The organism is Phycisphaerae bacterium, assembly GCA_018003015.1.
Lineage (GTDB): Bacteria > Planctomycetota > Phycisphaerae > UBA1845 > PWPN01 > JAGNEZ01.
In genome coordinates, this window is the sequence record JAGNEZ010000106.1 from 1 (window position 1) to 13,037 (window position 13,037).

The window sequence follows — 13,037 nt, forward strand, 5'->3', positions numbered from 1 at the left end:
GCTCCCGGAGACGTACCGCCGCGTGGTCGAGCAGTTTGACATCGAGTTCCGCCCGCCCGCCGAAATCGCGCGGGCCCTGGGGCGGTCCGTCGGAGCGGTGTACATGGTCCGGACCCGAGCCCACGACCGGCTGCGTGAGATTCTGACCCGCGCGCCCGCATCCCCCGGAGGCGAGATGCTCGGCGCGCCGCGTCCCGAACAGCAGTGAAGGACCACCCAGGAAGCCGGCTCGTCTCTGCATCCGGACACGGGCCGCGCCGCCGCTGACGGAGAATGATCATGGGCACTCATCCGCAACCGGACAGCGAGCCGGAGGGGCGGCTGATCGAGGCCGCCCGGCGGGAGGTACGCGGGCCCGGCGGACCGGAGCCCTCGGAGCCGGCCCCCGGTTCGGACGCACAGGGCGCACCACCCCTTCCCCATGCCGCAGACTCCGGCGCGCCGGCGATCGACTCCATTCCCGGCTACTCGATCATTCGCGAAATCCACCGCGGCGGGCAGGGCGTAGTCTATGAGGCGGTTCAGAAGACCACTCGGCGCAAGGTGGCCATCAAGGTGATGCGCGAGGGCCCCTTTGCCAGCCGGCAGGACAAGACCCGCTTCGAGCGCGAGGTGCACGTGCTGGCCGCGCTGAAGCATCCGAACATCGTAGCCATCCACGAGAGCGGCACGGCGGCCGGCAGCTTCTACTTCGTGATGGATTACATCTCCGGCCAGCCGCCGGATGCCTGCATGGCCGCCGGCCGGCGTGGCGTGCGGGAGACGCTGGTCCTCTTTCAGAAGATCTGCGAGGCAGTGAATGCCGCGCATCTGCACGGGGTGATCCACCGCGACCTCAAGCCCAGCAACATCCGCATCGACACCGACGGCGAGCCCCAGATCCTGGACTTCGGCCTGGCCAAGGTGGCGGCCGGCGAGGCGGCGGGCGAATCGCCGATGATGACCGTGACCGGGCAGTTCGTCGGCTCGCTGCCCTGGGCCTCCCCGGAGCAAGCCGAGGGCGTTCCCGGCAAGATCGACGTCCGCACTGACGTGTATTCGCTGGGCGTGATCCTCTACCAGATGCTCACCGGCAGATTCCCTTACGACGTGGTGGGCAACTTTCGCGAAGTGCTGGACCGGATCATCACAACTCCCCCCGTCCGACCGCGCCTGCTCTGCGGGGACATCGACGACGAAGTCGAGACCATCGTGCTCAAGTGCCTGAGCAAGCAGCGCGAGCGCCGTTACCAGAGCGCCGGGGAACTGGCCCGCGACATCGGCCACTACCTCGCCGGCGATCCCATCGAGGCCAAGCGGGACAGCTCCTGGTACGTCCTGCGGAAGAACCTTCGCCGATACAGGGCGGCCGTGGCCGTGGCCTGCGGATTTGTCCTGGTCATCGCCCTGGCATTGATCGTCTCGCTTTTCCTGCTCCGCGAGGTGACGGTGGAGCGCGGGCGGGCGGTGCAGGCCAAGGATGACGCTTTGCAGAAGCTCCGGGACTCGTACCTGGCGCAGACGCGCGCCGGCCGGTGGAGCGGCCGGCCGGGGCGGCGTTTCGACGGATTGGAGGCGTTATCCCGGGCGGCGGCCATCCAGCCATCGCCGGAGCTGCGTAACGAAGCGATCGCCTGCATGGCCCTGGCTGATCTCCGGGTGGCGAAGGAATGGGACACTGGCCCGGAGCGCTTTTACGGCCTGGCCTTCGACGGCAATCTGGAGCATTACGCGATGAGCAACGCAAGGGGAGACCTCAGCATTCGCCGCGTTGCCGACAATCGGGAGCTGAAGAGTCTGCCTGGCCCGGGGTATCCCGCATGGATCGTCCGGATGAGCTCCGGGGGCCGATATGTTGCTGCGAAGTACCACCCGCTTGGCCTGCACAGCCCGAATGCGGTATGGCTCTGGGATCTGAGTCGCGGCGAAGTGCTGCTCCGGACCGCGCACGGAATGTCGGCCGGTGCTGTGGATTTCGGTGCAGATGAGCGCCGGCTGGCGATTTCGCCGGGTCGGGAGGTCATCGTCTACGAGACTGCCACCGGCACCGAGGTCAGGCGATTTCAGTCGGAGGGCGTGCTCGGGCTGCTCCGCTTTGATTGGCAAGGCAAGCAGCTTGCGGTCAGCCTGACCGAAGATCGGGTCATCGTTTACGATGCCGATGACGGCCGAGTTGTTCAGCGCCTGGCCCCCGGCAGCCGCGTCGGCCCTATCGCATGGCATCCGGACGGGAAGGTGCTGGCGGTTGCCTGCGAGGACTTTCGAATCCACATCTATGACCTTTCATCGGGCCAGCGGCGGGCAGTTCTGGAAGGCCATTCATCCTGGCCGTCCGACCTGGCATTCAGCCACAAGGGTAAGCTGCTCGCGAGCGTGGGGGGCGAGGACCTCACTCTGCGGCTCTGGGATCCACGGGACGGTCAGCTTCTGCTGACCGTGCACGGAGTGGATACGCCCGCATCAGGAACGCCGTGGTTCGGCCCCGGAGATGATCTGTTGGGCCCGCGAATCACCGGCTCACGTCTCAGTCTGCTCGAAGTCGCCGGCCCACCGGAATGCCGCAAGCTGTTCGCCGATGGTGCTGCAGACGAGCGGCTGTGGCACACGGAGATCAGTCCGGACGGGCAGTTGCTGGCGGGGGCGTGCGAGGACGCCGTGCGCCTGTGGGACCTGGAGAGGGGTGACCAGGTGGCCTGTCTGCCAGGCCGCAGTTGGCACATCGCGAGGTTCACGCCGGACGGCACGGCGCTGATCGCCGGCGGGGGGTCCGGGCTGTGGCAATGGCCGCTCGTATCTGAGCCGGGCGCCGGCACTGCCCGACCGCAGATCGACCCCCCGGAGCACATCGTGCTCCCGGACGAGGGCCAGGTGGAAGCATGCGGTCTGAACCAGGAGGGAACGGCACTGGGGGTCGTCGCATCGGACAGTACAGCCCTCATTCTCGACCTGAAGACCCGGCGGGAGACGGCCCGGTTTGGCGGCCACGAAGGCCTCGCCGGTGCCATCCTCAGCCCGGACGGAAAGTGGCTGGCGTGCAGCACCTGGCACGGATCGGGAATCAGGGTCTTTGACGCGCAAGGCGGTGACAAGCCCGTATTCAGCTTGCCGGATGCGCGCGACTCGGCGGCGGATTTCAGCCCCGACGGCCGATGGCTCATCACCCGCACCGGGCCGGAGTACCGTCTCTGGTCCGTACCCGGCTGGCAACCGGGGCTACGCATCACCCGGTCGGGTACGTACAACTTAGTGGGACCGGCCGCGTTCACGCGCGACGGGCGCGTCCTGGCAGTCGTGCCCTCCTGGCGCCAAGTGCGATTGATCGACGTCGCCACCGGCCGCGAACTGGCGACCCTGGAGGCACCCGATGTGCACGAGAAAATCAACACCCTGTCGTTCACGCCCGACGGCGGCTGCCTGGTGGCCGGAAACATCCGTCGCAAACTGCACGTCTGGGATCTCCGCCTGATCCGCCAACGGCTGGCCGCCATGGGTCTAGACTGGGACGCCCCGCCGCTACCCTTACCGGCAGAAACGGGGGGACAGGTTCGCTTTTGAGCTCGCATCCGGCCGTCACCTACGCTCACGGCAGCGCCTTTCCCCGGTCTTCCGCGCGGCCGCGCCGTTGTGGATTCCGGCCACGACGGCGACGTGGACCTACACGACTTTGGCGTCTTCCAGCGGTACTACAGCCAAGCGAATCGCCCGGCCGATCCGGGCTGCGCCAGCTGACAGATTTGGGCATCGAAGAGGCTGAGCGGTTTTCCAGGAAGAACCGCCAATAGCTGCGGTCTCATAGACCGCAAGCTGCTATAATGGACCAGAGAGACCGAACCGAACGGGTCCGTTGGTGTTTAAGAGTTCGGTTCGGTTAAAGTTCGGTTTTGCCTTTGCTCTACTTAACGGGTCGGTCCGGATCTACTTAGGGCAATTGATCGACCCGGCGCATGATAGAGGTCGAAAACGTAAGAAGCTGTCTTGAAAGCACTTAAGAGAGAAACAGCCGGTCCTTAAGTAGAGCATGGGCAGCTTGGAAGGCTGATGCTCTACCAATTGAGCTACGCCCGCAAATCAACTCAAATCTTTTGCCATCAAGACCTTACGTTCCATCCGATTGCCTGCATAAGTAGAGCAAACCACCAGGGTTTGCTCTACATAATACTCATCGGGGCCCGACAAACAAGCGTTCTGGCTTGAAAACACTGCAAGACGTTCAGCCGCAAAAGCATTCTCAGAAGCACCAGCAACCGGGATCCCGGCCGCCTCCAGGTGCTGTCAGAGTCTCCGCCAACCCGAAGCGGTCCGAAGCCAGCGTCGCGAGGTGATGCCCAGCCCGTCACGCTGATGCTCCCCCATTTGTGCTGCCGCGTATGCGGGTCAGATCTCTGCTTCCGGCCTTGAGGCCATGTTGGTACAATGCTGCCATCGCTGGCGCGTGCAGTTCCGGCGGCTGCGACGGCCAGAGGGAAAGTCGATAGCCTACTCATTTCATTTCGTTTTCGAGCGGGATATCAGGCCGGCGACCGCCGCATCTCACTGGAACTGCCTCTCGAATTTCACCGGGAACGTGGAGCTGCGGGCCCAAAGGCGCCCGCGGGCCCACAAGCCCGTTAGGTGCTTCTGCTCGCGGCCGTCTCCTGGTCCTGCGTGTGGGCGCTGTAAGCCAACTCCCCACACGACGAGGAAGCTGTACATGCCCTGAGACCCCCGCGCAGCACTGGAGGATGCTCCAGCCGGTCCAAGGTCGCTGGACGCGTTCCTCTCATGCCAAGAGGTAATGGACTCCACGTGACTGCGTTCGCGGAAGGAGGCTGGCTCTGTCGGAGGGTGACGCCGATGAGCGATGTCACGACCATCCTCTCCAGCATCGAGCAAGGCGATCCCTCGGCCGCCGAGCAGCTCTTGCCCCTGGTTTACGACGAGCTGCGGAAGCTGGCGGCCCGGAGGCTGGCCCAAGAAAGGCCCGGCCAGACGCTGCAGGCCACCGCACTGGTCCACGAAGCCTACATCCGGCTGGTGGATGTTGAGAAGGTCCGGCACTGGAACAGCCGGGGGCACTTCTTCGTCGCGGCGGCAGAGGCCATGCGTCGGATTCTGGTGGACCAAGCCCGGAAGAAGCGTAGTCAGAGGCGGGGCGGCGGCCTGCAAAAACAGCCGATCGGCGACATCGAGATTGCGTCCCCGGAGCCGTCAACTGATCTGCTGGCCCTCCATGAGGCGCTGGGGCGCTTTGAGCAGACTGACCAGGTCGCAGCCGATCTCGTCAAACTCCGCTACTACGCTGGCCTGACGATCCCCCAGGCGGCAGAGGCCCTCGGGATCTCCTCCACAACTGCTGACCGCTATTGGGCTTACGCTCGCGCCTGGCTGCACACGGAGTTGAAGAAGGGCGATCACCGCACCGTCCAATAGAAAAACCTCGTGGACTTGCCCGATTTCGTGGGGTGATCCGCGACGCGATTCCGCACTGTTCTTTGGAGGCTGTGATGTGCCAGCAAGGCAAAGACGAAAAGGCCATCTTCCTGGCCGCTCTGGAAAAGAGAACGCCGCCGGAGCGCAGCGCGTTTCTCGAAGCGGCCTGCGCCGGTGATCCCGCACTGCTAGAGCGGGTCAAGGAGCTTCTGGCGACCCACGAGGAATCCAGAGGTCCGCTTGACTCCCCGCCTCGCGGTATTGACGCCTACCCGACCACTGACCAGCCCATCACCGAAGGCCCTGGCACGGTCATCGGGCCCTACAAGCTCCTTCAGAGGATCGGCGAAGGGGGGTTTGGCGTCGTCTACATGGCCGACCAGACCGAGCCGGTCAAGCGGCGGGTGGCCTTGAAGATCATCAAGCCGGGCATGGACACCCGGCAGGTCATCGCCCGATTCGAGGCCGAGCGCCAGGCCCTGGCGATGATGGACCATCTGAACATCGCCAAGGTGCTGGACGCGGGGACGACCGACTCGAGCCGGCCTTACTTCGTGATGGATCTGGTCAAAGGCGTGCCGATCACCCAGTACTGTGACGAGCATCACCTCGCGCCCCGGGAGCGTCTGGAGCTGTTCGTGCCGGTTTGCCAGGCGATCCAGCACGCCCACCAGAAGGGGGTCATCCACCGCGACATCAAGCCCACCAACATCCTGGTGGCCGAGTACGACGACCGGGCGGTGCCCAAGATCATCGACTTCGGCGTGGCCAAGGCGACCGAGCAGCGGCTGACCGAGAAGACGATGTTCACGCAGTTCGGCCAAGTGGTCGGCACGGTCGACTACATGAGCCCGGAGCAGGCCAAGCTGAACCAGTTCGACATCGACACCCGCAGCGACATCTACTCACTCGGGGTGGTGCTCTACGAGCTATTAACCGGCGAGACGCCGTTCGACCGCCAGCGGCTCCGCTCTGCCGCGTTTGACGAGCTGTTGAGGATCCTCCGCGAGGAGGAGCCGCCGAGACCCAGCCTGCGGTTGAGCGCCAGCCACTCGCTGCCGTCGATTGCCGCCAACCGGCATACCGAGCCCAATAAGCTGAGCAAGCTGGTCCGCGGCGAGTTGGACTGGATCGTGATGAAGGCCATGGAGAAGGATCGAGCCCGAAGGTACGAGACGGCGAATGGACTTGCCAGTGATATCAAGCGGTATTTGAACGACGAGCCTGTGGTGGCCTCTCCGCCGTCGGTAGGTTACCGGTTTCGCAAGTTCGCGCGGCGGAATCGGCGGCTGGTCACGACCGCGGCGGTGATTGGCTCGATTCTCTTGCTGGCGACCCTGGTGAGCACCTGGCAAGCCGTTCGGGCAACACGAGCTCGGCATGAGGCCGGGTTGGCCCAACACGCGGCTGAACAGGAACGATCAACGGCACGACAGCGCGCCGACGAAGCGATGGCCGCCCGAGCGGAAGCCGAGCGCGCGGCAGCCGAGGCGAAGACGGCGCGCGAGCTGGCCGAGAAGCGGGAGAAAGAGACGCAGCAGGTTTCGGATTTCCAGGCGTCGATGCTCGTCGGGATCGATGTCAAGGCCATGGGCCGCGGTATCAGGGAGCGTTTCCGCGAGCAGGTGCGGGCGGCGCTCGAGCGGCAGTACGTGGGCGAGTTCCCCGACCGCCGCAAGCGCACGCCGGAAGAGGTCGAGGCCGAGTTGGCGGCGTTCGACCAGCGCGCCGAGGCGGCCCAGACGGTGGACGTGGCCCGCCGGGTCATGCACGAGTTTGTGCTGTCCCGCGCCGCGGCCGCACTGAAGACGAAGTTCGCCGATCAGCCACTGGTGCGGGCGCGGCTCCATTCCGCCATTGGAATCACTTACTATAATCTGGGCATATTGGACGAGGCCGAGCCGCAACAGCGCGGGGCACTGGAGATCTGGCAGCATGAGTTGGGCGAGGAAAACTGGCAGGTCGCGCAGGGTCTGCACGATTTGGGGCTGGTGCTGCTCAGAAAAGGCGACGACGCCCACGCCGAACCGCTCCTCCGCGAGTCGCTTGCGCTAAGCCTGAGGACACACGGCCATGAGACTGATTATGTGGCGCACCTGCTCGGGTTGCTGGGCAGATGCCGGTCGGGCAAGGGCGACGTTGTCGAGGCGGAGCGGCTGCACCGCGAGGCGGTTGCGATAAGCCGCAAGCTCCACGACGATGGGCATCCGTACGTTGCAGAAGCGATCAACGGCCTCGCTCAGGTCTTGAAGGAACGGGGAGACTATGCCGCGGCGGAGGCGTTGTACAACGAGGCACTGGCCGCGGTCCGCAAGGCCTACGGCTACGATCATCGCTCGGTCGCGGCTGTGCTGGAAAACCTGGGGACCCTCTCCGTGAAACGAGGCGACTACGCCCGCGCCGAGCAGTTGCTTCGCGAGTCCCTGGCATTGAACCGCAAGCTGCATGGTGATGAGCATCCAGACGTCGCGCGCCTCCTGGGAAATCTGGGGCAGATGCTCGGATACAAGGGCGACTACGCCGCGGCCGAGCCGCTGCTTCGCGAGGCGCTGGCATTGAACCGCAAGCTGCTGGGTGATGAGCATCCGGACGTGGCGCAGAGCCTGGATAAGCTGGCGCAGGTGCTGTCCCTGAAATTCCAGTACAGCGCTGCCGAGGCGGTGTATCGCGAGGCGCTGTCCATTGCCCGCGAACAACCCGATGCCGAGCAACGTGCCGAGATCCTGTGTCACCTGGTCCTCTGCCTTCGCGACGCAGGAAGGGGTGCAGAGGCTTTGCCGCTCGCGCGAGATTCGGTCGCCATCTACCAGCAGCTTCCAAGAGACGACCATGGGGAGTACGCCTGCGCCATGGAGGGGCTCGCTAAGATTCTTCGAGATCTCGGCCAATATGAAGAAGCTGTATCGCTCCTGCACCAGGCTTTGAACATACGGCGTAAGCACTACCCCCACCGTGATCCCATAACGGCGTGGGCGTTGTGCAGCATCGCGGAAGACCTGCGTGCGATGGGCGATCTCGAGGAATCCGAGAAGGCAGCCCGGCAAGCCATCGACATCTTCCGGACCTACTCGCAGCCAACATCAATACAGCGTGGCTGGCACGCGCGCGCGGTGGAATTGGTGCGCCAGGCCCTTATCGACGCCGGCAATCCGGACCAGGCGATTCTCGTCCAGCGCGAATTCGTGGAGGACTGTCGCCGGCTGCGGCCAGCGGATGACCAGACCCTTGCTGCGGCCCTCGCAATGCTCGGGAGGATGCTGATCGAACAAGACCAGTATGCGCAGGCCGAACCGCCTCTGCGCGAGTGTCTCGCAGTTGGCGAAAAGGCACTGAGCCCTGATTCCCCAAGTTACTGGTTGCTGCCGGACGCGCGGAGCCTGCTCGGCGGCGCGCTGACGGGACGGGGCGCGACGCTGATCGAATCCGACGTGCCCGCGGCGGAGTCGTTGTTCGCCGAGGCCGAGCCGCTGCTCATCGAGTCGGCCGACTGGCTGACCCGGAACGCCGATCCTATCCCTCAGCCATATCGCGACTCGGAGCCTCGTCGCGCGATGGAACGCCTCGTGGAGCTGTACGAAGTGTGGAGCACGGTCGCGCCCGACACCGGCAAGGCCGAGCAGGCCGCCAAGTGGCGAACTAAGTCGGAAAAGAGAGACCCGGCCCTTCCGCAACTGTTCGGTGCACGAAAACTCGTTGCTTTGGGCCGCAAGTCAAGCTGGGCGCCGGATGGGATGCGCCTGGTCTTCGCAAGAACAAACCAAGGCGGTCTGCAGATTCTGAATCTGCAGAGCGGGACGATCAGTGATCTCGCCGCAGAAGGCAAAGACCCAGCATGGTCTCCGGACGGTCGCTATGTCGCCTACGTGTCCGGGCCGCACGGCAGGAAAAGGCCCGATGAGGAAGTATGGCTTGTCGAGCCCGATGCACGCGATGTGCCCCCACGAAGGGTGGCGGCCGGTGGCTTTCCGTGCTGGTCTGGCGATGAGGGGACGCTGTTCGTCAGATCACGAGTGGATGCCAAGCTTCTGGCCATCCGTGTGGACGATCCGGCCGGGAAGCCAGCGGTCGATTTCGAACCCGTCATAGGGTTCTTGCCCGCTGTGTCTCCCGACGGGAGAAGAATCGCATTCGCCCACCAGGGCCTGCTGCAGGTTCTCGACCGGGATTCCGGTGCGACGTTGGGTACATGGCCGCTTCCACATCCTGGGGGGAATGGCGTCGCTAGCTGGTCTCCGGACGGTCAGCAACTCGCGGTAGGTGGATTCACGCCTGAAGTTGGGCTGTGGGTCTTGGATCTTGAGCGCGGCGGCGCGTTGCGCGTGGCAGATGGTGCCTATGGAAGGCCTGCATGGTCGAAGGATGGAGCCAAGCTTTCCTTCGACTTCCTCGGCCGAGGCGACGAGAAGGCAGAGATCTGGATGATCGAGACCCAAGGCCTGCGCACGGACGGGCGGGCGGTCGCGGCAGACACCCAAAGCCAGGGCGCTACGGAGTCGGGCCTTTCGCAATTCCATCGCAAGAGCAAACTGGCCTTCGATGGCTTTGATGGCAAGCTGAGCCTACCGTGGGAGATTCGGAATCACGACCCGTCCCATGTTTCGCTCGAGAAGAAACCCGGCATGTTGACCGTTACGACTCAGCACGGAGAGTTTGAGCGGAACAGAGACGACTACAAGAATCTGTTTTTCATCGAGTGCCCCGCCAAAGAGGGCGAGGACTTCGAGGTCACCACGTGTCTCGCCGGCTTCAAACCAGCCGGCCCCCTGCAGCAGGTGAAACTGGTCTGCTTCGACGACGAGGACAACTGGGTCCGGTGCGGGTACTACATGAGTGCCGTGGCTGGCCAGGCGGTGTTCCACCAGCAGGCTGAAACGGGGGGTGTGGTCCGGGCCACGATGGTCAACGCCGAGAAGGCGTACGAACGGTTGTGGCTTCGGGTGACGAAGCGCGGCAATGTCTATCTTACTGCGTACAGCGCGGACGGCGAAGCCTATCGCGCTGTGACGGCCATGGCATGGGGCGATGGGTCGCCGGAGCACATCGGCTTGATCGCCTTGAGCGGCTTTGGGTCCCGTCTGCCTCACCCAGCCCCCGAAGTTGACGCGTCCTTCGACTTTTTCGAGGTCTGGTCCGGCACATGGAGACCTCAGGCCGAGCAGGCCGCCAAGTGGCGGACCGAGTTGGAAAAGCTTCCAGGGCCGTAACGGGTTGAGGCGGACTCGACCCGCCCGGCGCAGCCGGGCCGGTCCATCAGATAACCCCCAAACGAAGGGAGACAGAGATGGTGTACTCACACAGTGGTATTGCGCGCCGATTGAGCCTTGTGGCCGTGTTGGCCCGAGCAAACGGAGAACACATCAAAAAGGAGACGATCATGTCAAGGTTCATGGTTCAGACAGTTCGGTTCAGATTTCTCGTGGCGGCCCTGCTGGTCATCGGCACGGCCGTGTCAGGTGCATGGGCCCAGAAGGGCGGTGGCGGCCGCACCGGCGGCGGCACGATCTTCTTCGAAGATTGTGGAGCCTGTACCTACACCTGGAGCATGAACTCCGACGGCAGCAACATCAATCCGTTAGGGTTCTTCGCGTGCTTCCAATATCCGAGCAGGACCCTGCACAACACGCACCGCTGGTTTCTAGCCGTAGGGACCATCCCCGACTCCTACTATCCGGACGGGACGACCCAGAGAGCCGAAGTCTTCGCCTACCGGGACGACTGTACGAAAGTCCAGCTCACCAACGACGCCACGCTGGACCCCGCAGGCTCCTGGTGGTACGGGATGCAGTGGCTCCCTGGCGATCAGAAGATATCGTTCAAGGCCCGGCGCTGGTCCGGCACCACGATTACCGAAGGCGGCATCTACACTGCGGACCTGCTCTATGACGCGGACGGCAACATCATCGGGCTGGCCGCCCAGCCCACCCTGGCACTGGCGTTCTCTCTCAATGCTAGCGGGTGGCCTGATTTTGGCGTTCACAGTTGGGACCCCGCCGGCAACCGGGTAGTCTACAACGGCAATGCGGTCACCGGGCTCTGGGTGGCCGACCTGGCCGCCAACACCCGCACACTGATTCTTGCGGGCAACGCTGCATACCCCGACTGGTCACCCGATGGGACCAAGATCCTGTTCAATCGGGGGGGTATTTGTACGATCAAGCCCAACGGAACGGGACTGAAAGAGGTCATTAAGCCAACCTACCTGGAGACCGTTTACTGGAGCGGCTTCGGCCATGCCTATTTTTCTCCCACAGGGAGCCACATCGTCTGTGTGGGATGCACGTCGCACAACGGGGGCAACAACGACGTGTTCCGCGCCACCTCCAGCGGCGGTTCTCTAACGAACTTGACGAAAACGGACTCGGTCAACGAGATTCCGATAGGGTGGCGCTAACGGCCCCCGAGGTGCCAACGTGGCAACCGTCGGCCGGTCGGCGGCGTCGCCAGGTTCGACGAGCCGAGCACGCCCCGTGGCGGGTTGACTTGAACAAACTTCCGGGACCGCAACGAGGTCGAGGCGGACTCGACCCGCCCGGCGCAGCCGGGGCGGCCCATCAGAAAACGCGAAGCGAAAGGAGATTTAAGATGCTGTACTCGAACAGTCACACTGTGCGGCGATTGAACTCGCGGCGCCCGTCGGCCGGCCGGCTGTGATCCTCGGAGATGTCATCCTGGCAACCGACTGGACGGAAGCCCCCGACAAGCTACGGCGGGGTGAACGCCCTAGAGGCGTGTCGATGACGGTTACGGCTTACAAAGTGAGCAGAAAGGAGGCTGTATGGTATAGGCCAGGCTTGGTTGGCTGCCCCGGCTGTATGTGATCGACCGGCAGATCCGGGGCGGGCCAACGTCGAGGGGCAAGGAGGCGACATTCATGACGACATACCCAGCGGGTGCGGACTGCTGGGGCTCCCTTTGCATGAACCAGAAAGGAGACAGGATTATGATACGCAGAGGCTTCACAGTTGCAGCGATAGCGGCGTTGGGACTCTCCTGCCTGACTGCTCCTGTCAACGCGGCGACCACCACGGAGATCAACCAGGCCATCCAGGATGGGCTGGCTTGGCTGGCGACACAGCAGAATCCAGACGGTTCCTTTGGCTCCGGCTATCCCTTGGCCCAAACGGCAACGGCCGTGCTGGCTTTTGAAAATGAGGGACACTTCCCTGGAGGAGGAACTGCTTATTCGAGCAATGTGGAGAAGGGACTGGATTACCTGTTCCGCTACTCTTACAAGACGGGCATCAGCGTGCAGGCCGTCGGCTACCCGGGACGTAACGACAACCCTGACACAAATGGAAACGGGCAGGGCGTGTACTTCAAACGGTCTAGCTACATGTACGAAACCGGCCTCGTTATGCAGGCGATCGTGGCCAGCAACGCCCCCAACCGGGTTGTGGGAGGTACCGCGTTTCTGGGCGCTGCAGCTGCAGGAGGGGGGCACAGCCTGGCCCTGAAGGCCGACGGCTCCATCGTTGGGTGGGGCCTCAATGGCAACGGACAAGCCATTCCTCCCGCGGGCAATGATTTGGGTGTAACTCGCCGGGCGCGCCCTCATAAGGTCCTATAATACAAGCCTTTACAGCTTGTGGAGTTGTGATATAAGGGTCTCCAGAGGTGGAACATTGCTTGTTCAGGACGATGTTCGGCCC

The 13,037-nt window shown here is 63.8% G+C and carries 6 protein-coding genes; all 6 read left to right on the top strand.

Going from position 1 to position 13,037, the window contains the following annotated elements; all coding sequences use genetic code 11:
• Nucleotides 1-208, top strand: a 208-nt coding sequence (locus KA354_24035; protein ID MBP7937722.1) for a sigma-70 family RNA polymerase sigma factor, incomplete at its 5' end; no start/stop codon positions are given.
• Nucleotides 209-279: 71 nt separating this feature from the next.
• The gene (locus KA354_24040; GenBank protein MBP7937723.1) at nucleotides 280-3,534 is read left to right on the top strand and encodes a protein kinase; all 3,255 of its coding nucleotides are present in this window, start codon (nucleotides 280-282) and stop codon (nucleotides 3,532-3,534) included.
• A 1,278-nt stretch (nucleotides 3,535-4,812) separates the two neighbouring features.
• Nucleotides 4,813-5,388: a sigma-70 family RNA polymerase sigma factor gene (locus KA354_24045; protein ID MBP7937724.1), complete on the top strand. Its 576-nt coding sequence runs from the start codon at nucleotides 4,813-4,815 to the stop codon at nucleotides 5,386-5,388.
• Nucleotides 5,389-5,462: 74 nt separating this feature from the next.
• Nucleotides 5,463-10,592 carry a tetratricopeptide repeat protein gene (locus tag KA354_24050; GenBank protein ID MBP7937725.1) on the top strand — a complete coding sequence of 1,710 codons (5,130 nt, stop codon included), beginning with the start codon at nucleotides 5,463-5,465 and terminating at the stop codon, nucleotides 10,590-10,592.
• Between the two features lie 170 nt (nucleotides 10,593-10,762).
• On the top strand, nucleotides 10,763-11,779 hold the full coding sequence (locus KA354_24055; GenBank protein ID MBP7937726.1) for a hypothetical protein: 1,017 nt from the start codon (nucleotides 10,763-10,765) through the stop codon (nucleotides 11,777-11,779).
• Nucleotides 11,780-12,328: 549 nt separating this feature from the next.
• Complete coding sequence (locus KA354_24060) at nucleotides 12,329-12,955, top strand: hypothetical protein (GenBank protein MBP7937727.1); 627 nt, start codon at nucleotides 12,329-12,331, stop codon at nucleotides 12,953-12,955.
• Nucleotides 12,956-13,037 lie beyond the last annotated feature (82 nt).

Excerpts from the sequence above, each read along its gene's own strand:
- KA354_24040 (MBP7937723.1), top strand. The coding sequence starts at position 280 with ATGGGCACTCATCCGCAACCGGACAGCGAGCCGGAGGGGCGGCTGATC.
- KA354_24045 (MBP7937724.1), top strand. The coding sequence starts at position 4,813 with ATGAGCGATGTCACGACCATCCTCTCCAGCATCGAGCAAGGCGATCCC.
- KA354_24050 (MBP7937725.1), top strand. The coding sequence starts at position 5,463 with ATGTGCCAGCAAGGCAAAGACGAAAAGGCCATCTTCCTGGCCGCTCTG.
- KA354_24055 (MBP7937726.1), top strand. The coding sequence starts at position 10,763 with ATGTCAAGGTTCATGGTTCAGACAGTTCGGTTCAGATTTCTCGTGGCG.
- KA354_24060 (MBP7937727.1), top strand. The coding sequence starts at position 12,329 with ATGATACGCAGAGGCTTCACAGTTGCAGCGATAGCGGCGTTGGGACTC.